The 23,290-nt window shown below is 34.9% G+C and carries 13 protein-coding genes; 4 read left to right on the top strand and 9 right to left on the bottom strand.

Translation table 11 applies throughout. The features are described from left to right. Positions 1-22 precede the first annotated feature (22 nt). The 6 genes from ABWU62_RS07730 to ABWU62_RS07705 form a co-directional block, all read right to left on the bottom strand. Complete coding sequence (locus ABWU62_RS07730) at positions 23-2,833, bottom strand: hypothetical protein (RefSeq protein WP_353288044.1); 2,811 nt, start codon at positions 2,831-2,833, stop codon at positions 23-25. Next, positions 2,814-5,168, bottom strand: a complete 2,355-nt coding sequence (locus tag ABWU62_RS07725) for a type VI secretion protein (RefSeq protein WP_353288043.1) — start codon at positions 5,166-5,168, stop codon at positions 2,814-2,816. The genes ABWU62_RS07730 and ABWU62_RS07725 overlap by 20 nt, the downstream gene beginning before the upstream one ends. Before the next feature lie 51 nt (positions 5,169-5,219). After that, positions 5,220-5,585, bottom strand: coding sequence for a hypothetical protein (locus ABWU62_RS07720; RefSeq protein ID WP_353288042.1), 366 nt, complete (start codon positions 5,583-5,585; stop codon positions 5,220-5,222). A gap of 101 nt (positions 5,586-5,686) precedes the next feature. Next, positions 5,687-7,168: a DUF350 domain-containing protein gene (locus ABWU62_RS07715; RefSeq protein ID WP_353288041.1), complete on the bottom strand. Its 1,482-nt coding sequence runs from the start codon at positions 7,166-7,168 to the stop codon at positions 5,687-5,689. A 132-nt stretch (positions 7,169-7,300) separates the two neighbouring features. Next, complete coding sequence (locus ABWU62_RS07710; RefSeq protein WP_353288040.1) at positions 7,301-8,296, bottom strand: NAD(P)H-dependent flavin oxidoreductase; 996 nt, start codon at positions 8,294-8,296, stop codon at positions 7,301-7,303. Positions 8,297-8,301: 5 nt separating this feature from the next. Continuing rightward, positions 8,302-8,823, bottom strand: coding sequence for a cytochrome b (locus ABWU62_RS07705; RefSeq protein ID WP_353288039.1), 522 nt, complete (start codon positions 8,821-8,823; stop codon positions 8,302-8,304). Positions 8,824-9,076: 253 nt separating this feature from the next. On the opposite strand from ABWU62_RS07705, the gene ABWU62_RS07700 reads away from it, so the two are divergent. Next, positions 9,077-10,249, top strand: a complete 1,173-nt coding sequence (locus ABWU62_RS07700; RefSeq protein ID WP_353288038.1) for an NADH-quinone oxidoreductase subunit D — start codon at positions 9,077-9,079, stop codon at positions 10,247-10,249. 306 nt (positions 10,250-10,555) lie between these two features. On the opposite strand, the gene recJ is transcribed toward ABWU62_RS07700, so the two are convergent. Beyond that, a complete protein-coding gene (gene recJ / locus ABWU62_RS07695; protein WP_353288037.1) occupies positions 10,556-12,295 on the bottom strand; it encodes a single-stranded-DNA-specific exonuclease RecJ in 1,740 nt (579 codons plus the stop codon). 674 nt (positions 12,296-12,969) lie between these two features. On the opposite strand from recJ, the gene miaB reads away from it, so the two are divergent. Further along, positions 12,970-14,292, top strand: coding sequence for a tRNA (N6-isopentenyl adenosine(37)-C2)-methylthiotransferase MiaB (miaB, locus tag ABWU62_RS07690; protein ID WP_353288036.1), 1,323 nt, complete (start codon positions 12,970-12,972; stop codon positions 14,290-14,292). 63 nt (positions 14,293-14,355) lie between these two features. Here miaB and ABWU62_RS07685 read toward each other — a convergent pair whose 3' ends face one another. Next, positions 14,356-14,589 (bottom strand): hypothetical protein, encoded by a 234-nt coding sequence (locus tag ABWU62_RS07685; RefSeq protein ID WP_353288035.1) that lies wholly within the window; start codon positions 14,587-14,589, stop codon positions 14,356-14,358. 138 nt (positions 14,590-14,727) lie between these two features. On the opposite strand from ABWU62_RS07685, the gene ABWU62_RS07680 reads away from it, so the two are divergent. Together ABWU62_RS07680 and ABWU62_RS07675 are read left to right on the top strand one after the other, a co-directional pair. After that, positions 14,728-18,039, top strand: a complete 3,312-nt coding sequence (locus tag ABWU62_RS07680; RefSeq protein ID WP_353288034.1) for a class I tRNA ligase family protein — start codon at positions 14,728-14,730, stop codon at positions 18,037-18,039. 59 nt (positions 18,040-18,098) lie between these two features. After that, complete coding sequence (locus ABWU62_RS07675) at positions 18,099-20,852, top strand: hypothetical protein (protein WP_353288033.1); 2,754 nt, start codon at positions 18,099-18,101, stop codon at positions 20,850-20,852. Here ABWU62_RS07675 and pheT read toward each other — a convergent pair. Then, complete coding sequence (gene pheT / locus ABWU62_RS07670; protein ID WP_353288032.1) at positions 20,849-23,188, bottom strand: phenylalanine--tRNA ligase subunit beta; 2,340 nt, start codon at positions 23,186-23,188, stop codon at positions 20,849-20,851. The two genes, ABWU62_RS07675 and pheT, sit on opposite strands and share 4 nt — an antisense overlap. Positions 23,189-23,290: the final 102 nt, after the last annotated feature.

Here is a 23,290-nt window from a genome sequence, read left to right as displayed (position 1 = left end):
TGCAACCATCAGGGTTTTTTGACTATAGACCTAACAATTCTTTTCTAATTTCTTCTTTTATTGTATCAATAATCTTTTGATCAAGTTTATTTATTAAGGAATCATCAATACCTGTGATATCATCTGGATTTTGTATCATTTTTTCAATAGCATCATCTATTTTCTTCACTCTTTCTTTATTAATTTCTTCAAACATAGGTTTAATCTTCACGTGACCAAGAGCGCCTTTACCATAAGTCCCTTTACTTTTGTTGATACAACCGCCAGCACCATATATTTTATTAGCATAGCTTTTACTACATTTTTTTACATTTTCATATCTAATCTCACCATTCCTTATGTATGCTATTTTATTATCCTCTCTAGAGTTTAACTCATCTCCTTTTACAACTTCTTCTTCTAATTTTAAACTTTCTTCATGAATTATTGTCTCTTTATGATCTATTTTTCCATAGGTTCTGTATGTACCACCACCTGCAACAGTAATTAAATCTTTACAAATTGTTTCTGAAGGGTCTCTGCACATTTTTATTAAAGTTGGTCCCCCATCTTTGTTAGATTTATAATCTTCTTGCCCACCACCACCTTCTGTTACTTTTACTTTAATGTAGGGATAATCGGGGTTGATTTTTAGTTTAGCTTTAATGTAATCACCTGGCCTTCCTTGCTTGCTTACAGTAGACTGAGCTTTACCAATTATATGACCAGCTTCACCACCTCCCCATGCTTCTATTTCAACATAATCATACATCGATAAGTCATTTGTATAGCCATCTCCAAGCTCATAAGACTCTTTATTACTCCTTTCAAGCTCCTGCTTCCTACCTTTCAATTGTGCTACTATTATTTCACGCAATCTCTTTTTTAAACCCTCTAAATCGAATCTGCATAATTTATCAGCGTAAAAGACTTCTGTTCTATTTGCTTTAATTGGATGATCTAACTTCTTTACAACTCCATTTTCATCCTGTGAAACTCTTAAGTAAAAAGGCTTGTTGTCCTTGTTCACATACTGTGTTGAGCGATTACATACCCCATCAAAGCAGAGGCAACCATCATCACCGTGATTACAGTTTTTTTCTTCATACTTTCCATCTATTAACTCATATACTATTTTGCATTTGTCACAATTTTGTTTTGTATCTACCTCTTTATCCTCTTTCGCCGTGCAGTTATCTCTAGGCTTATTTTCAGCAGGAATGGAAATATATCCTTTTTTATTGAATATTATTTCATTCAGTGCATCTTGTGGCTTTGCTAAAACCTCAATTGTTTCGTTACAGGGAAAATAATAAAGCTGATTAGACTCCTTTGAATAAACAGTATTGTGTTTAGCATAGCTTGCTCCTACTGACTTCAGTGATATTAGCTCACTTCCTTTTTCAAGAACAAACTCTTCTGGTTCCAGCTGCCAACCAGAAAGGCAGAGCATTTTACTTTTAGGATTTTCTTTGTATTTTACTTCTATTTTGGGATATCCTAAATTGTCTCGCTTGCACTTACCATCCTTATATTCTTTACATTCTGTTTCGATATTAGGAACATACCCATACTTTTCTAGAACTTCAAATTGCGAGTTATTTTTTAATATACCTTCTATTATATTATCAATATCACTTTTTCTATTACTGCTATTGGTTGTTTTTTCTACTATTGCTGGCTTTACTACTTTTAAAGGTAGATGGCCAATGTGTGTAGAAGAATTCGCATTAACATTAAAAGTACAGACTCCATTATTGTGAGTTCCACGTGCGTCATAAGTACAAACGTTCTCACTCATCTTCATTCTTACCTCTAGCGTATTTCCATTTACTACCTTTATTTCCTCAGGCTTTGGAGCAGGTGGTGCTGGAAAGCAGCGAGCAGGAAATTGTAATTTTCTTTTTGATTCTTCTCTTTCAGTACCAGAATATTCAGCACAGAGGCGACCTTTTTTTCTATAGGTTTTGAAATAATGGATAGTATCTTTATCTGAAATGGGATATGTCCAATTTGGAATGTTCTTGTGATTTGAAACAGCAGATGGAACATATATCTCCCTTCTTTCCTTCAATTCGCCAATAATGACTCCAACTCTCGGATTAAAGTAATCGTTGTCTTGGTTTCTTATAGGTACAATTCTAACTCGTGGAGGTGACATCGCAAGTTGCTCACAAAACGGAGGCGGACCAGGTGCAAGCGGCACAGGGGCACATTTTACCTTTTGTTTCCTTCCGTTCCATGAACAAGTGTCGCAAACGTTTTCCATATTCCCTGGACGGAAAATATTTTCCCCTGAAAAGATTCTAGAAAGACCTCCAAAAAAAGCTTCCATACAAGCCCCTTTTTGACTACAAGCACATATTTTAGGAGAGTTAGTAAATCTTCTTTTTTCCTCATCAGTAACACCATCTGCCCATTCCCATCCAAGACCTTGGGCAATTTCTCCTCCAGCTTTTGTTTTATCCCCTTCCCAATCAATAAAAGCTGCAGCAGAAACTCCAGCTCCTGTACTCTGCGTTCCATATATCTGGTGGCAGAATGTTCCAGTGGATAATATATAACAGTTGTCGTTCCCTTCGTAATCGCAGACCTTAATCTTTGGATCGAAGTAACCTTCTGGTCCCTGATTATTTACTGCTGTAACTTTAATAAATTGCAATAATTTTTTGTCAAAATCTATATTGCTCCAATCAAGGCTAATAATCTTCCAAAAGCCTTTACCTGTTTTACTTCCTGCAGCTTCAAGTTTAGTATTGCTCTCTACAAAACGCGGACAATCAGCATATCCTTGATAAGAAAGACAAAATATCAAGGAGAATATCAATAAAAGATTAAGCTTTACATTTTTCATAGAACACCGGTAACCACTTACTCACTTTCTCGCCCTTTTCCTTTATTGCTTCATACATATACTTTATAGTCTCTTTATTAGCTGAAAGTACATGTATTTCTTTCATATTTTTCAAATCTAGATTTAAAGTTACTAAACCTTTGTATTGCTTTATCAAAAATAAACCTTCCTGTGTTGGTGTTTGCAAAATGACATTCAGTTCCTCTTTCGACAGAGAAAATGCTTTCATGTATAACCTATTTGCATTTATGTTCGGCATCAGGATCCTTGTATCGACATGCTTATCTAAATATTGAGTAAACTTGCTAGCAAATGCTAGGTTTAAGTTTTCAGTACTTAGAATTACTACAACATTTAACTTTGTCATTCTTTGCATCCAGTCGTCAAACTCTTCCTCTGTAGGAAAAATATTACTTATCTCCCATGCTTCATCCAAAACAAGTATTGCAGGTGAGCCATCACATTTTGCTTCGAAAGAGTATAAGAAATAGTAAAGTATCACGGACATACATTCTTTTTGCTTAGTGAGATTTGCAGTATTGAGGGATATAGTTTTTGTTCCCCAGTCAATATCTGACTCATCACCATCTTGGAATAAGTAAGCAAATTCACCGTCACCACACCATTTACTTATTTTGCCCCCAAGAAGTAAAAGTACCTCAGAAATTTGAGAAATAGAGCGCGATTCTCTTGGTATAGCAAATATAGAATCTACAATTTTTTTTGTCTTTTCTTCTACGTCTACCAAACTTGCATCTGCAACCATCCTTTTGATCAATTCAACAAGCATATTGCGATTAGAAGCACTATCTTCAATGTTCAGTGGGTTGAATTTTAGACTTTTATCTTTATATTTTGGATCAATTATGTAATATTGGCCGCTTACTGCTTTAGTAAATATTATTGATTTTCCAGTATTATCCAATATAACAATCCTAGGGTTAAATTTTCTTGATTCCGAAAGTAAGAAATTGATCAGTGAGGTTCTACCTGAATTTGGAGCTCCAAGTATTGTGGTATGACCATTATTTTTTTTTCCATGAAAGTTAAAAAAGTAAGGGCTACCTTTTTTTGAAAAAAAGACTGTTACTGCTTCTTTCCATCTTCCTCCTTTTAACGTACCTGATGTAAAATCGTGCAACATAGCAAAGCTGCAAGCATATTTTTCTAATATATTTTTTGGTTGTGTAACAAAAGCAAAGTTTCCAGGAAGCTGTGCCCAAAAATGATTTTCCATGTGCAGATCAGTTCTAAACATCATCAAACCGATTAATGACATTACAGAGGATAGATCGCTGATATTTTTAGCTAATCTGTTCTTATCATCTGCAAAGATTGTAAAAATAATTTTCTGTTGACAAAAATCCATAGCAGAAATTTTTTCAAGCTCTATTATTTCATTTATTCCTGAATTTTGAAGTAAGGTATTGTCCTCACTGATTTGCAGTATATTAATTTGTTTTTTAAATTCTTTTACTGCTTTGTTATTACTAGTAAATATTATTATTTCTGTGATGATAAGCTCAGAGTCAAGTTGCAAACACCTATCTATATTTTCTAAGGGGATTTCTCGATATTCCTTTATGCAAAAAATAGAACCAAACTTCTGTTGACCTTCAAACGATGTTTGAAATTTATTGAAACCGAAAGCTACTTTTAGGTTTTTAACATGCTGCGATAGATCCCTTTCACATATTGGATAATCTTTGTGCGTTAATGTAATAATGTAATGGAGAAATTCCATCATTTGAGAATATGTTTTGCCTTCACTAGACCTAAGGCCCAGTTTTTTAGCTCCAAAAGGTTCTAAATCTTTTTGAATCAGGTCAGTTATTTTTTGCAATTCTTGATGATTTTTTTGTAAAAATAACTTGTGCCTACTCTTTATCCCGCCAAAAAAAAATGCATTATTAATATGTTTGCCAAAATCACTGAGTAACACCACAATGTACAGCTCATTTATATACTGTAGTTTACTATCAACTAGTTTATTAAACCACGTTGAGTGTAGCTGATCGGAAAAGTCTGCAGTTTTATTCCACTTTAAGCTCAATTTATTGCGCTTTCGGACAGTGTGAATCCAAACTGTAAAATATAAACTCTTGATATTTTTTGATATACTTTTTCTAATTTCAGTTCTAAGATCACCATAGTTATCAACTGAAGAATAGTCTTCTAACTTGATTATTTTTAACAATTCCCCCTGTTTTGTTAGTATAGTTTCTTCATCGTAGTGGCAAGCATAAGGGATAAAATCTAAATTAATACTTTCTAGTAACGCTAAATTGTTCTTTTTTTCAGAATTAGAGCTAGTGGCTGGTACTTTTGGTTGCATACAATATCATGCGTATTCAATAAAAAGATAATAAAGAACCATCTATCTTACTTAATTCTCATCTTCCTTTTTGCTATCAGATTGTAACTGTATGTCCTTTACAAAGTTGAATTTTTCTTTTAGGTAATCTGTTGCCTTTTCTGTGCTTCCAAACATCATGATCAGTACGCCAAACATTATCATGAAAAAAATTAGGCCTCTGAACACTACTGCAAGTATCACTGTAGCTATACATAAACCTATAATTGTTGAGGGACTCATATTTTCTACGGTATCTTTAACTGAAAATGAAGAAATAAGTTCTTTCAACGTTCCTGGTATATTTTTCAATTCATCACTTGCTTTACTAGGACATGACATGAAGATAAAACTTAACAGAGCTACAATAGCAAAAATCCTACCCAATTGAATATGCATCAGCTAAATACCTTTAAGATACTTTTCAACTATAACAATTTTTACATCAATAGACAAGAACCGAATTCACTTGCTCACCATAAGTAACTCATATTTAATTTTTACCATGCTGTAAGCTCTTTATTATCAATAAGAGGACTCACACTAATGGATGTCAATTTACTTGACAGAATATTTGAATATAGTTCAGCAGCTGCTGCTGTAGCAAACACTGCAGCCACCACAAACAGTCCTGCTCCTACTAATCCTGATGTCATTGCTCCTGCAACAATGCACCCTATTGCTAAGAGAGCAGAACTTGTTACAAGTGCGACGTGAAGATTTTTATTATGAGGTTCTTTAACTTTACTCTTATTTTCGTAATTAGCAGCTTCTTTTTTTTCGGATTGCATTGCCTGACTACCTGTCACTAAGATCACACACTGAGATGATTCTTTTTTAACTTGATCTTCAATCTTCCCATGATCTTTAGAAGGAGATCTTCTTCCGCTTGGCCCTTTGGGCCTTGTTTTGTTCGGATGTGCTAATTTTGTTTTTCCTTCATCTTTTGGTTGCAAATCATTATCTTCCTCAGCAGAGTTTGATTTTAAGTATACACTTTCCTCAGATGAAATGCTTGTTACTGAAGTTAAGTTGCTTCTTCTGCTACTTGATGCCAAGCCAGATGAATTTATTCCACTATCTAAATCACTACTACTACTGAGTTTAGAAGTATTTGTACCTCTTGGCACTTCTACAGGATCTGCAGTTGTACTAGGGTTTTTATTTTCTAAATCCTCACAAAATTGTCTAGAGAAGCCATTCAATTGTGATTGTGCGATCTCCTTTCTTGCTTGCGGTTGTGTTGATATAAGAACTGTTGAAGCATCATAATTATCTAAACTTCCCAAGGGATTATACGTTCCAGGGGTTCCTGTTCCACTTACACCCTTAGTTAAAGAATACCTATCTAGAGCACTACTATCCGAACTTTCAGCAACTGCAACTTCACTAGGAAAACTTTTTTTCTTAAATAATCCCATAGCATTATCTTGTCTATCTGTTTGATGACTTTTTTGATTTTGAATAGTGCTACTAGAATGATTTTTGTCACTACTTTTATTAGTAATCCCTGAAATTATTCCTAATATTTTCCCTTTTATTGTTGGTGATCTTTGTGATGATTTTTTTTCATTATTAAGTACTGAAGGTTTCATTAATTCCTCTGACTCTATCACTTTTGTTTTCAATGCTGGAAGAAATTTCTCAGTGTAATAATTATAATATTTTTGATATTCTTCTTTTCTCAGTGACTTTTCTAATTCAATTAATACGTTAGGATCAGCTCCTTTGCTGAACAACTCTATGCATTTTGTGATAGTCCCATCTTCCTTTTTTAGGTTTTTATGATTATGTGTTTTTTTTGTTACCTTTTTGTGTATAATTTCGTGCAACTCTTTTGTTTCTAGTGCAAAAGGATTCTCGACTTCTTTTCCTAAAGACTCTGAAGTTTTAGTAGGACTGCTAGGAAATTCATGAGTAATACCTCCTCCTGCCATACTATCAAACATCACTCTCCTATCATATGAACCTGAGTCAAACATAACATTCCTCTCATATAAATAAAATGTATGAGTACCTCTTTAGCGTTAATTTTGCATTAAAACTGGGTAGTTATGCCTTATTGCGGATAATTATAGCAATTTGCTAACTATTTTCTTTGCTGATTACTGATTTTACATTTCAACATAATTGCTTGCCTGTTGAACTAGCATATCTATCACTTCTTTTACAGGCTTTTCTCTGTCAACCATGCCAACACTTTGACCTGCCATCAAAGATCCTGTTTCAATATTTCCTTCAATCACAGCTTTTCTTAAAGCTCCAGCCCAGAACTTTTCTATTTCAAGTTGCCCCTCTTCTTTTGAGATTTCTCCATTTTGATATTTATCGATAATGTCTCTTTGATGCTTCATAAAATCGTCACTTGCTTTGTTAGCTATAGCCCTTACTGGAATTACAGGGAAATCAGCGCTGATCTGTATAGAAGACACAGCATTACGCGCAGCTGATTTGATGAATACTTCTTTAAAATTTTTATGAGCGATTGACTCATTCGTGCAGACAAATAATGTACCTATTTGACAGCCACTTGCTCCCATCTCTAGGTAGTTCATTATCATTTCGCCTCTTCCTATTCCACCTGCAACAAAAATTGGTGTTTTCTCGTTTTTAAAATGAGGTAATATCTCTTGTGCGAGAACAGAAGTGCTAACTGGACCTATGTGCCCACCTGCTTCCATTCCTTCTATTATCAATGCATCTACTCCCATTTTTACTAACCTTTCCGCAAGGCTTAATGCTGGTGTAAAGCACATAACTTTAATACCTGCATTCTTGATTTTTTCTATATTAGGCTTTTTTGGTAACCCGCCAGCGAGAACTATGTGGCTTATTTTTGTTTCAATGCATATATCTATTAACTCACTCAAATTTGGGTGCATAGTAATTAGGTTTACACCAAATGGCTTATGAGTTAATTTTTGTGTTTCTATGATTTCTTTTTTCAGTAAGTCTGGAAACATTGCGCCACATGCAATTACACCAAAACCACCGGCATTTGAAATTGCCGAAACTAAATTTCTCTCTGAAACCCAGCTCATGGCACCACCCATTATGGCAAATTCACTACCGAGAAAATTCGTTCCTTTTTTCCAGAGGCTACTTAACATATAACCTATATCATACGTTTAAAAATATTTTGTTTATCTATGAATGTATGTTTCAAAGCGCCAAGTATATGTAAGATTATAAAGAGTATCATAAAATATGCAAGAATTGAATGTAGCTGATTAGCTGCACTAGCTAGATCTTCATTCTGATTAATTAACAAAGGAATATGGAAAAAATATTTGATCTCTTTGCTAGAAGCAGAAGACATGACATAACCAGATAGTGGCATTAGCACCATCAAAGCATATAAACAAAAGTGTATCGTTTTGCTCGCATTAATTACAAATCGAGAAAAATTGGCTGGAAGTGGTGGAACATAAGTAAAGACGCGAAAAAATATGCGTACTATAATTAATCCAAGAACGGTGATACCGCAAGCCTTATGAATAGCGTATATGCTGAATTTAATTTCACTGCTAATCAGCAAACTTTTCATGTATAGTCCAGAACAAAGCATTCCAATAATAAGAGCAGACATTAACCAATGAATGATTCTTAAACCTAAGTTGTATTTATTGTCTTTCATTAATTTTGATTACTCCAAAATAAAACTTGAAAAACTATTTTTTAGTCAAAATTATCTATACATAATTTTGCTACCTTAATCAACACAAGTATAATAATTGTAGTTCAAATAAATATTATCTATCAGATCATAAGGAGATGGTGAATTTTTAAGGAGTTTTTCTATTGTAACGATAGTTGTACTTGTGCAAGAAGCCTATTGACTTTAAGCACATTTTACCCTATACAATTTCAATACCTTAAACTACCAAAGCATGCCTGATCTAAAGACAATGATGTTAAACTTTGGTCCTCAGCATCCAGCTGCACATGGGGTGCTACGCCTTGTTTTAGAGATGGATGGCGAAGTCATCGAAAGAGCAGATCCTCATATTGGGCTTTTGCATCGTGGTACTGAGAAGCTAATAGAGCATAAAACGTATCTTCAAGCTCTGCCTTACTTTGACCGCCTTGATTATGTGTCACCAATGTCACAAGAGCATGCATATTCGTTATGTGTAGAGAAATTGTTGCAATGTGAAATTCCAATTCGGGCAAAATATTTGCGTGTTTTATTTTGTGAGCTAACAAGGATACTAAATCATTTACTGAATGTCTCTTCTCAAGCGCTTGATGTTGGGGCGATGACTCCTCTTTTATGGCTCTTTGAAGAGAGAGAAAAAATACTCGAGTTCTATGAAAGGGCCTCAGGTGCAAGATTTCACGCAGCTTATATAAGGCCAGGTGGACTTGCAGCAGACATTCCAGAAGGTTTGATTGAGGATATTGCAAAGTTTATAGAGCAATTTCCAAAGTATATAGATGATGTTGATGAGCTTTTGACAGAAAATAGGATATGGAAGCAACGCACTGTAGGAATTAGTGAAATATCAATAAAACAGGCGCTTGATTGGGGCTTTAGTGGACCAATGCTCCGTGCTGCTGGGCTTGTTTGGGATCTGCGAAAAAGCCAGCCATATGAGATATATGACCAATTAGATTTCGATATACCAATTGGCCAAAATGGTGACTGTTATGACCGTTATTTAGTAAGAATGGCGGAGATCAGACAATCTATCAGCTTGGTGAAGCAATGCATAGAGAAGATGCCTGAAGGGCCAATAAAGACTGAAGATAGAAAGATCTCTCCACCGCCAAGAGCGGAAATGAAAGAATCCATGGAAGCTATGATTCATCATTTTAAGCTTTATTCAGAAGGATATCATGTGCCAGAAGGTGAGGCTTACGTAGCTGTTGAAGCACCAAAAGGCGAGTTTGGAGTATATATAGTTTCAGATGGTACCAATAGACCTTATAGATGTCGAATAAGAGCACCTGGCTTTGCGCATTTACAGGCCTTAGATTTCATGGCAAAGGGACACATGCTTGCTGACATTGCAGCAATTATCGGTTCACTTGATATAGTTTTTGGCGAGATTGATAGGTAATTGTTGTAAAATCAGCGTACCCGTTCAGCGGAGTGGCAGAATAAGGTAGACAAGGTGATCTAAAAAGATAATCATAGAGCAAAAGTGCGGTAAGTCTTTATAACAAATGGTGTCATCCCAGTGCTTGACACTGGGATCCAGTTGAGCTACTTCAACAAAAATACTGCATTTAAGATGAGCTCTTATTCTCACCAGACTTATTTACGAGTATAACAATCAAAGTCTGGATTCCAGTGTCAAGCACTGGAATGACACCACTTTTGCTTCAATATTTGCACATTAGCCACGTCCCTGAACAGGTACAAATCAGCTAACAGTCAACACATCTTCTATTAAAAACTGCACAAATTCATTGCCATTCCAGTAATTCATAGAGATTTTACCTAAAATTGATTTAACATTACCCTGCATGATAGCAGAGCCAAGCTCAGTATTTGCAGAGCGAAACGCAATAGCTCTTACCATAACATTGTCGTCAGTAATAAAACATTTTATATGATCAACTCCTATAACTTCCGGCTTTCTTATCTTTGCCCCCTGAATGATGAATCTCGGTTCAGGATTGCCAACACCAAATGGCTCTAAGCGTTGCAGTTGGTTCCACAGGGATAAGTTTATTGCTTTAGCTGTTACTATGCCATCGGCTTTTATGATTTTGTCATTTGTAGAGTTTGCAAATCTTTCAGTAAAAAAATCATGTAGATCACTTATTTTGTCTTCCTTAATCGAAAATCCCGCTGCCATACTGTGACCACCACCTTCAATGATTAGGTTGGTAAATTTTGCAGAAAGAACCGCGGCACCAATATCTACTCCAGAAATTGACCTACAACTTGCTTTTCCTATTCCATTGTTTAAAGATATCACTATTGTTGGTAAGTGAAATTGCTCCTTTAGTCTTGATGCAATAATACCAATTATTCCCTGGTGCCAATTGCCGCTTACCATTATAAAATTTATACCTAGTTGCGCAAATTTTTCCGCTTGTGTTGTGGCTTCCAAAATAGCCTCATTTTCTAGCATTTTTCTTGCATTATTTAAATCTATTAATTTTAGTGCGATTGAATGCACCTCTTCTTCATTATCAGTGGAAAGCAACCTTGCACCGAGTGATGCTTCTCCAATTCTTCCTCCAGCATTTATACATGGCCCAATGTTAAACCCTAACCGTGAAACACTTGGTTTTTCAAGGATTCCCAAAGCATCAAACAAAACACGCAAGCCAACGTTTTTCCTTGCTGACATAACTTTTAATCCTTGCAAAACAAATGCTCTATTTAGGCCTATAATCTGCATAACATCGCAAACAGTTCCAAGAGCAACCAAATCCAGTAGATCAAATAAATCTGGTTCTTTTTTGTGGGTAAAAAATCCTTGCTCACGTAGGCTTCTGTTAAGGGCAACAATTAGCAGAAATGACACTCCAACTGCTGCAAGGTTAGTATAAGGAGAGCTCTCATCAAGGCGGTTGGGATTAACAACTGCTACAGCACTTGGTAATTTTTCTGTACCAAGGTGATGATCGACAACTATAATATCAAGTCCAAAAACCCTTGCCTCTTCTATCGGTTGATATGCAAGCGTACCGCAATCAACAGAAATACATAAATCAATTCCGTTCTTTTTAAGTTGTAATAAAGCATCTACGTTTAATCCATAGCCCTCATCAACACGATCTGGAATGTAGATTATAGAGTGTGTTCCAATCGTTCCTAGATACCTATTAATCAATGCTGACGATGTTGCTCCATCAACATCGTAGTCACCAAATATTGCAATATTTTCATTATTGTTTATTGCTTTTATTATGCGAGAAACAGCTTTATCCATATCAAGGAGGTGAAAGGGATCTGGTAATAGCGATCTGATTAGTGGATGTAAGAAGTCATGTGCATTTTCGATGTTAACACCACGACTAACTAATATTCTTGCTAATATTTCTGGCAACTCAAATCTCTGTATAAGAGTTAAGATTTCCCTTTGATCTGCTTCTTGTAACTTCCACAGTGCATTTGTTATGCTGCGTTTTTCAATATCAAGTAGCATATCTTTTGTAAATAAAACTACTTTACCAGAACTTTTAAGCTTGTTCTATAATTGTGTTAGACTTCTGTATAACCTAAAGAAAGATATAGGAGGGTGTCACCTGAAAGAAATCACATTTATTTTGACAAAGAACATCTGCAAAATCTGATACTTCTTCTTGCATAACATGCTCTTTAATTAGTATTATATCTATATTGGCATATAAGTGTGAATATTATATTAGTGTAATTACTTTTTAGGTATGCATGGCAAACTTATGCCTGGAAACGGTTTTTGGTTACTCAAACCTTTTCTACCTTTATTTCATATTCTTTAAAGTATTTTTTGCACTTTCTTTATAAAAACCATAGGTACCAATCGGTTTTTAGCTTAAGAATAAAGGTCAAGTATCTGGAATTCTAGACATAAAATCCTCCTGTGTAAAAAAGATTAGAAAGAAAATGCAGCGCACATACAACAGAATTTGAACACGTGCTGAAGAAGATACACTACGTTTTTTGTTGAAAAATTGACTGAAAAGTCTGCAGACGGAGATAAATTTTTGAGCTCTTAAAATACCGCTACTGTTAGTAGTAAGGAAAGTGAGAAGGTTTGTCAAGCAATCTTTATTGGCTGTTGTACTAGAACCCAGTTTTTCGTATAATTTGCTAGAATTTGTGTGAAGAATTTTAAATATGAAAGGCCTATACATTAAAACTTACGGCTGTCAGATGAACGTTTATGACTCCGTTTTAATGGAGAATATAGTTAAGCCTCTAGGGTTCAGTGTTGTGAGTGATGCAGAACAAGCTGATTTGGTGATATTAAATACTTGTCATATTAGAGAAAAGGCAGCAGAAAAGCTTTACTCAGAGCTTGGAAGGATTCACTCATCACAAAAAAATAAAGAAATGACCATAGTGGTGGCTGGGTGTGTAGCGCAAGCAGAGGGAGAAGAAGTGTTTAAAAGAGCTCCTTTTGTTGATATTGTTGTTGGTCCGCAGAGTATCGCTGCTTTACCGGAGCTGATAGTTAAAGCAAGTAGAAGTAAAGGTCATGTAATAAATACTGATTTTCCTGAAGTTGCGAAATTTGATAAATTACCAAATGAATGTTATGGCAATAATCAAGGGTCTTCTGCGTTTCTTGCTATACAAGAGGGTTGCGATAAATTTTGTACGTTTTGTGTAGTCCCTTACACTCGCGGGGCTGAGTATTCACGACCAGTAAATGAAATATTCCGTGAAACATTAAAGTTAGTTGCAAATGGGGCAAAGGAAATTACTTTACTTGGTCAGAATGTCAATGCTTATCATGGGGAGTGCGAAGGAGAAGTGTGGGATTTAGGAAAATTAATTAGTTACATGGCTAAAATTGAAAAGCTAGAAAGAATCCGCTACACAACTTCTCATCCAAGAGATATGCACGAATCTCTCTACTTGGTACATACGGAGGAATCAAAACTCATGCCGTTTGTTCATCTACCTGTGCAATCAGGTTCGAATAAAATATTGCACGCAATGAACAGGAAGCACACTGCAGAGGAGTATTTGGAAATAATAGACAGATTGCGCAAATTGAAACCTGAAATTGAATTTTCTTCTGATTTTATCGTTGGTTTTCCTGGAGAAACTGAAAAAGATTTTGAAGAAACTATGAAATTAGTAGAAAAAGTAAAATATGCTCAGGCTTATAGTTTTAAATATAGCCCAAGACCAGGTACACCGGGAGCGGAAAGAAAAGATCAAGTACCAGAAGAGGTTAAAACAGAGCGCCTTCTTCAGTTACAGGAATTAATTAGCAAGCAACAACTTGAGTTTAATCAGAGTATGGTGGGGAAAACTATTCCTGCTTTGTTCAGCGATAAAAAAGGTAAACACCAAAATCAAATAATTGGTAAAAGCCCATATATGCAATCAGTGTGTATTGATGACCCTGACGATAAATACAAAGATAAAATAGTAAATGTAAGAGTGTTGGAAGCTCGGCAAAATAGTTTATTGGGATGCGCTGCCTAATTAGAGAAAAGTGCTCCCATGGTCTCATGTAGAAGCACTTTGTGTGTTTTATAAGTTTATAAGCTATCTAGATTTAATCCTTAAAGGACTACAGCTCTCTGTTACGCAATCATATGAGACTTGATATAATAGATTCGCGGGATTTTTTTTCTTTTCCCACTGATAGTGTAATTTTTCAATCTTTCCAGAATTATTATATTCATAAGAAAGTGATCCCCAAACAAAGCTGCTTTTACTATTATTTTTGTTGGCATCATGAAATTTCTGATAAGGCCAACTTCTATTGTCTTTATTCATCTTCAACCTAAATAAATAAGTCTAATGAATTAATATGTTGTATAATGATGTCAATACCTATCTATGTTTATAGAAACGGAGTTTTTGAATTTGTAATTTTCTGGAAAGCTCTATATTCTTTGATTTTATCCAGTTGAAATGAACATGAAGCATTATCCTGATACAAGCAGCAGTCCTGATTTTTCATTGCTAGAAAAGGAAATCATAAAATTTTGGCAGGAAAATAAAATTTTTGAGCAGTCAGTCGAGAAACGTTCCAAGGGTCATTGTTTTGTATTTTATGATGGGCCTCCGTTTGCAAATGGACTTCCGCATTACGGACACTTACTTACTGGTTTTATAAAAGATGCATTTGCAAGATATCAAACTATGCTGCAAAAAAGGGTTGAACGCAGATTTGGTTGGGATTGCCATGGGCTACCGGCTGAGATGGGTGCAGAAAAGGAGCTTGGAATATCTGGCAGAACTGAGATAGAAAAATTCGGGATTGAGAAATTCAATAATCATTGCCGTACTTCTGTGATGAAATTTTCATCAGAATGGGAGAAGTATGTAAATAGACAAGCAAGATGGGTAGATTTTCACAATGACTATAAGACCATGGATAAATCATTTATGGAGTCGGTCATGTGGGCATTTAAGCAGCTTTATGATAAAGGTCTGGTCTATGAATCAGTGCGCGTTGTTCCCTATAGCTGGGCGTGCGAAACTCCTCTCTCCAATTTTGAAACAAGGCTTGATAATGCATATAGAGAAAAAACTAGCAAAGCTGTAACTGTTGCGTTTGAACTTTTAGAAAACCCAAAGCAATTTAAACAAAAATGTAAGTTGCTTGCTTGGACTACAACTCCTTGGACATTGCCGAGCAACCTTGCGCTGGCAATAGGGAAAGATATTAAGTATTGTGCAGTGTCAGTCCACCCTTTGATGTCATTCCAGCGCGTGACGCTGGAATCTAGAGAAAAAGAAACCTGGATCCCAGTGTCAAGCACTGGGATGACAAAAGAAGGAGGCACTGGGATGACAAAGGAAAGTGCTGGGATGACAGCAGCAGAAGGCAATGAAGGAGATTTAGTGAATAATGAGATATATATCTTTGCTAAAAGCTATCTAGAAAAATTTATTGATCACTGTACAAAGAGCAATATTCCATATGAAAACTGCAATATAAAGCTTAAAGCAGATGATCTTGCAGGTCTTTCTTATAAACCACTGTTTGATTACTTTAAAGATACAAAAAATGCATTCCGTATTTTTATTGCTGATTATGTTACAGCAGAAGATGGTACTGGTGTTGTGCACACTGCTCCTGGATTTGGTGAAGAGGATTTTAGTCTCTGTCAAAGCCACGATATCCCGGCTGTTTGTCCAATTGATAATGCTGGAAAATTTACTGCAGAAGTTTCAGATTTAGCAGGAGTTCATGTTTTTGATACCAATGATACAGTAATAAAGAAATTAAAAGGGCAGGGGAGTTGGTTTAAGACTGAGCAATATATTCACAATTATCCTCACTGCTGGAGAACTGATACTCCTTTGATCTATCGCACTATGCCTTCTTGGTACGTTGCCGTTACAAAATTCAAAAGCAGAATGGTAGAGCTAAATAAGAGAGTTAATTGGATGCCAAATCATATAAGAGATGGTCAATTTGGAAAGTGGCTTGAAGGAGCACACGACTGGTCTATTTCACGCAATCGATTTTGGGGTACTCCAATTCCTATATGGAAATCAGACGATGCAAAATATCCAAGGGTGGATGTGTATGGTTCAATAGCAGAATTAGAGCGAGATTTTAATGTTAAGATAGATGATTTGCACAGACCGTTTATAGATACTTTAACAAGACCAAATCCTGATGATCCAACAGGAAAATCGGTTATGCGTCGTGTGCCTGACGTATTTGACTGTTGGTTTGAATCTGGTTCAATGCCGTTCGCTCAAGTTCACTATCCGTTTGAAAATAAAGAGTGGTTTGAAACTGCAGATTTTATCACTGAATACATAGCACAAACCAGGGGGTGGTTTTATACGCTCTTTGTATTGTCCACTGCTTTGTTTGATAGGGAACCATTTAAGAATTGCATATGCCACGGTGTAGTTCTCGATGTAAAAGGGCAAAAATTATCCAAACGTTTGAATAACTATGCAGATCCAATGGAGGTTTTTGACAAATATGGTTCTGATGCGCTGCGTTTTCTTATGCTTTCTGGATCTATTGTTTGTGGTGGTAATTTGCTACTCGACAAAGAAGGAAATTCGATACGAGATATTCTAAAAAACGTAATAAAACCTATTTGGAACAGTTATCACTTTTTTACTATGTATGCAAATGCAGATGGAATTAAAGCTGAGGTTTGTAAGAATTATCAAAGTACTATTGATCGCTACATGATTTCAAAATGTTTTGAAGCTGTGGAAGGTATGCAAGCTTCTATGAACAGCTATAACTCCCAGGAAGCTTGTAAAATTCTGACAGATTTTTTTGAAGTGCTAAATAACTGGTATATTCGTCGCAGTCGTGAGCGTTTTTGGAAAGGTGATTTAGATCAAGACAAAACTGACGCTTATAATGTTCTATACAAAGTTTTTTATTACATACTTCGAGCTGCAGCTCCTTTGTTGCCACTCATAACAGAGACTATATGGCAAGGGCTGAAGTATAAAGAAACATCTGTTCATTTGGCTGATTTTCCACAATTAGAGAAGTTTGATAGCGAGCTTATTGCCAAGATGGATTTTGTGAGAGAGATATGCAATGCTGCACTCTCTATTAGAAACACGTTTAACATACGTATCAGACAGCCACTTGGCAGTATGACCATTTATCATAAGTCTTCCTGCGATTTTCTTGAAAATGAATATCAAGAGATAATAAGAGATGAGATAAATGTAAAAAAATTAGAATTAGTAAACAGACTTGAAGATATTGCATCACTAGAGCTAAAACTAAATTTCCCGCTACTTGGCAAGAAGATTCCAGATAAAATCAAGAAACTAGTTCAATACGTTAAGGAAGGGAAGTGGAAGCAAGTTGAAAACGAACAGATATTTCTGGGAGATGAAACAGAGAACTATATCATAGAAAAAGGCGAATATGAACTATTGTTAAAAGCAAACAGTGGATTCTCCTCTGTATTTGATAACAACAAAGGGGTTGTTATCCTAAACACTACTTTAAATGATGAATTAATTCTAGAAGGACTTGCGAGAGATATTGTGAGGCTCATTCAAGAAACTAGAAAACAAGCTGATTTCCATATATCAGATAGAATCAGAGTAATAATCAAAGCAGAAGATGAGAAAGTTAAAGAGGCAATCAATACATGGAGTGAATATATAAAAGAGCAGACTCTTGCCTTATCTTTAGAGATCAATGTAGAAATTGGAACCGACTTTTATTCTAAAGAGTACCAAGATTTAATGATTGGTATTAAGTTAATTTGTTAAAAAATTGCAAATCACCGATACTTATGCTACACTTAGATTGCTTTAGGTAGAGTGATAATATGAATCAAGTTGTTACAATTGTTGATTTAAATAATAATCGTGATTTCTCTAAAAAAGAGCCCATTGCTATTTTGGAAGAGGAAGAAGAGTTTTTTGATGCTATGGAAGATGTTTCTAATGTAGAAGAAGGCAATGATTTAGGTCTTGCTACTTCAGAAGAGGAGGAAGAGTTTTTTGATGCTGTAAGTGAGCAAACTAAACAAATAGCTGCTTTTAATGTTCCACTGAGTATATTTCATTATAAAGATTATGACTCTGGCTTTTTTACCTCCTGGTATAATATGTCAAGCGAAATATTGAAAGAGATAAACAGAGCTTGCCCAGAGAAGAAAGTATTAAATTTAGCTCTGTCAGTCTTAATGCTCCCTTATATTGCTTTTACTGCGCTGGGGTTAGTCATATACAGTAGATTTAAAGCAAATAGCAAGACACAAGAAGGTGTAGGAGGGGATAAGACAAAAAAGAGTGAAACAGGTGTACCAAAAAGATTAGCATATGGTGTTCTTGCTGCAATAGCAATTTTTGTTAATGTGACGGTACTTGTAACTTTGGTTGTTCCTGCAACAATTGCTTTAGCTACTTTTTATCTTTTAAATAGAGATTTATCTCATTCTTTAGTTGCTACTCTTAAAATAAGTATGGGGCGGTATTCTAATGAGCACCAAAATATTGAGGTATCTTTTCATGAAACGGAAATTTCTGGATCAAGCATTGCATATGATATGGAAATAAAGTTTCCACCACAATTTAAACAATTACTTAGAGACTTATGTGAGAATGAAAATAATAAATGGTTTAGTGTAACGTGGGATTCAGAGCATAATATCGTACTGAAATTGTCAACTAACATCAATTTAAAAAATGGTCTTAAGCCCTTACGCAATGAAATCAATGATGTGCTTGCGACTTCCATTCAAGAATTTGCAAAAGCTATGGAAGAATTGATGAAGCTAGAAAAAAAAGAGATTACATATGATAAGATGAAGGCATTGTTGAACGGGTTTAGGTTGAAAGTGGTGGATAGTATAGATTCTAAGTTGACAACTCACTTAATAGAAAATGCTTATCAAGTTGCTTTTATACAAGCAATTAAATTTGCACAAAAAAGAAAAAAAGATTTTTCATTAAAAGATGCGCTAAGAGATATATTAGTTAAACAAGAGTTGGAGAGCCAAGGTAAGGAATTACCAAATGAGAAAGAAGTGATAATCAAAGATTTGAAAGAACTAAAAATAAAGGAGTCACTTAATTTGACTGATGAAGGTGATCGGCTAGAGTCCCTTATGAAAGTAGGTGATATAAGTGATGATGCACTTCCTGTATTTAAAGCAAGATGGGAGCGGCTTATACAAAAAGAGAAAACAGATAAGAGTGCAATCATTTATGTTTATAATCATACGCATCCTCAAGAAACAAAGGAAGCCCTAAGTAATGCTAAAAAAAGAATTAAAGATTTAAAAAAACAAGGACAAGTAAGATATACTGGGATACGTGAAAAATTGAAAGCAATATATGATGAAGGAAAAAATAACTTAACAGATGATGATTTAAAAAGGAAATTAGAAGATCTTTTTAAATTCGAATATAATGATCAAGAGGTTGAGAAAAGGCTAGTAGAATCGAGAATAAGGACTATTCAAACTCTACTAAGTAAGTCAGATAACAAAATAAAGCAGTTTTTAGCAGAAGATCTGAGTGAATTAAATAAAACAAAGACTTCGGATAAAATGAATGACTTTGTAGAAAAGATGTATTTAGAAATAACAAGATGTAGAATTCAAGAGTTATTTGAAAAGCAAGGGGAAAGTATAAAGAATGTAGAAGATAATAAGGACATGCTATTCAATGGAGAAGGTGAAAAACGTCTAGTAAACAAGATTGTTTCTTATCGGGAGAAAATTGGAGGATATTTAACGTATCCTGTGAGATTGAAGGAAATAATAGAAAAGCAGAATAAGAATTTGAATGTTGAGAAAAATAGTAAAGAAAAGGGATCTCCAAGTGTGGAGTTAATAGAGTTATGTTTGAAACATAACCAAGAAATTCTAAAAGCATTAGAACAGTTAAAATTAGAAAAAGAAGGATTATTGATAAATGAAAAAACAAAAAATAATTATAGAGAAGAGCTAGAATCTCGTGAAAAAATAAAATTTGCAATAATAGAAGATGATTTACTGGAGGCGTTCGAGCATGAAATTTTTGATGAAGAAGCAATTAAGAAGTTGCTAGAGAAAGTAGAACTTGAGTACTATTTGGTAGAAAAGTGCATAAAAACTCCTATTATTAAAATAAAAAATAATATCAAACACTTTTGTCAAGATTTATTGTCTCCTTTAATAAATAGGTTGGTGGAAAATATAGTAAATAATGTACCAAAAGATAATGAGAGTGGTTTGTGGAGGATTTGTAACTCTCTCAAAGTTGTTTTTAATTATAATGTGATTGGATGGTCAGCTGTAAACAAAGATAATAGCACAGAAGGGAAAGCATTGAGTGAGGCACATGATACTCATAAGGAAGTAGAGACATTTCTTCAACATTTTCAATCAAGTTATGAAGAAATAGGAGTTTTTTTAGGTAATTTATTTTCTGATGATGGAACGACATTTAAAAATGATGTCTGGCCTAAAGTAGAAGAGCATTTGCATGGAATGTGGGATAGATTTTTTAAGGATATTGAATTCAAGATAGAGAATAGATTGGATGAAGTAAACGTGACACAGCAAAATCAGGGAACTGTGATTACAGTTTAATGATGAGCTCTAAAAGTTCCTTCGGTATTTTCACACACTAAGTTGACTATCATATTTGATTCTTTTTGAATTTCCTCTTCAGTTAAAGTGTGAGTTGGAGAGCAGAAAGTAACTGAAAATGCGATGGACATCTTATTCGCCTCTATGTTGTTTCCATGATATACATCAAATATCAAAACTTCTGTGATGAGCTCTGAGCTTTTTTTTACCATATTGATTATACTACCTACTACTATGTCTTTACTCACAATAAACGCAAAATCGCGCTTTGCACTTTGATATTTATAATCGATAAATTTTTTCTTACTTATAGGTAAATTTCCAATATTTTCTAATATTAATTCAAAGGCTACAACTTTTTGTTTGATGTTAAAAAAATCCAATATACTCGGATGCAATTCCCCAAAATAACCAACTATTTTACTTCTAAAAGATAAGGTGCCTGACTTTCCTGGGTGATAATATTCTTTTTTTGCTCTCTCTATCATTAAATTATCACAGTTGATATTCAAAAATTCCAAAGCCATTATGAGATCAGCCTTTGCGTCAAAAACATCTACTTTTCTATCAGTGTTATAATGGTTTCGTGGCAAATCATTTCCTGATCTAATTCCACTTAAAACGTACTTAGACTGAGCTTCACCATTGTAAATTGGTCCAATTTCAAAAATTGCAAGATCAGGTATGCCATGGGCAGTATTATCTGCAGTAACTTTCAACAAATTTGGTATGACGCTTGGTCTCATTATATTAAAGTCATTATTAAATGGGTTGTCGATAATAAATAATTTATCCGAGTAACCAAATTTTTCAGCTATTGATTCACTCATAAAAGACCAAGTTATCACTTCATGAAACCCTCTGCTTGTCATCAAAATACGCAAATCATCTTGTGTATCTGCTTCTACTGTAACGTCTTCTGCTAGTGGCTCTTCCTTTATTTTATCATAGCCGTATATTCTTACTACCTCTTCAACTAAGTCAGCAGGTATAGTTACGTCTGGCCTCCAGCTTGGTATCTGTACGCTCCAATTATTTTCAGTTCTTTTATCAATACTAAACCCTAATTTTGTTAAAATATTGAGTACTTCATCAGGTGATGCAGATACACTTCCAAGTTTGTTTGCATTCTGATAATCAAAATTTATCTTGGTATCAGCCTTATTCAGATTGCCAGCAGACACTACGCTTGACACTTCTCCACCACATAAATCCAAAATCATTTTGGCTGCAAGATTGAGTCCATCAAGGGTAAAATCAGGGTTAACTGAACGTGCAAATCTGTAACTTGAGTCTGTGGAGATGCTTAGCTGCCTTGAAGATTTAGTGATAGAGATAGGGTCAAACCAGGCAGACTCTAGAAAGATATCAGTAGTTTCAAGAGTGCATTCACTGTATTTACTGCCCATAATTCCAGCAATTGCATGAACATTTTTATCATCAGAAATAACGCTTATGTTTTTGTTTAATGAGTATTCTTTATCATTTAAACCAATAAATTTTTCTCCGTCGTTTGCTTTGCGTACTATGAGCTCTCCTTCTATTTTCTTTGCATTATATGCATGCATTGGGCGGCCAAAGGATATCATGATGTAATTAGTAATATCAACTATTGCAGAAATGGAGCGCATTCCTATCGATTCTAGTCTGTCTTTTAACCATTTTGGGCTCTCTTTATTTTTTACATTGGCAATGTATATTCCACTAATAAAACTCTCCCCATCGATGACTTTGACGTTTATTGGTGAGGCCATAGAATAGGTAAGTTGTGGAACGCTTAAAGTCTTGAGTGTCCCAATTCCAGTTGCTGCTAGATCACGTGCTATTCCATAAACGCCTAAGCAATCTCCACGATTTGGAGTGATGTTTATGTCAATTACAGGATCGCAATTAAAAAATTTATCTCCTGTTTTATAATCATCAGAAAGCTCGATTATTCCTTCACTTTCATCTTGAGTCAGTGCAAGTTCGAAAGCAGAACAGAGCATCCCTTCACTTAACACTCCTCGTATTTTTGCAGGCTTAATTGTGAAGTCATTTTCTGGTAATGTGCTACCAAGAGATGCAAGTACAGTTTTCATGCCTTCTCTAACATTTTTTGCTCCGCAGACCATCTGCAGAACTTTACTTCCATCATTTACTTTGCATAGCTTTAGTTTATCAGCATCTGGATGAGGTGCGATTTCTAATATTTCTGCAACAATAAACCCAGCTAATTTGGTATTGTTGACCACATCTTCTACTTCCAGCCCTATATGAGTTAGCTTATCAGTAATTTCTTCTAAACTAGCGCTTGTTTCTAGATGATCTAATAACCAAGATAATGTGAATTTCATCTATCTAACAAGAAACAAAAATTTATTGTAATGTAAAATATAATGATTTTAAAGCTTGTTGTAGTGAGTAGCTTCTCTATTGTAAAAAACGAAGGAGAAGCC

Source organism: Wolbachia endosymbiont (group B) of Gerris lacustris, assembly GCF_964028355.1.
Classification (GTDB): domain Bacteria; phylum Pseudomonadota; class Alphaproteobacteria; order Rickettsiales; family Anaplasmataceae; genus Wolbachia.
The sequence above is the reverse complement of the archived record's forward strand: the minus strand, read 5'-3'. Positions and strand labels throughout refer to the sequence as shown.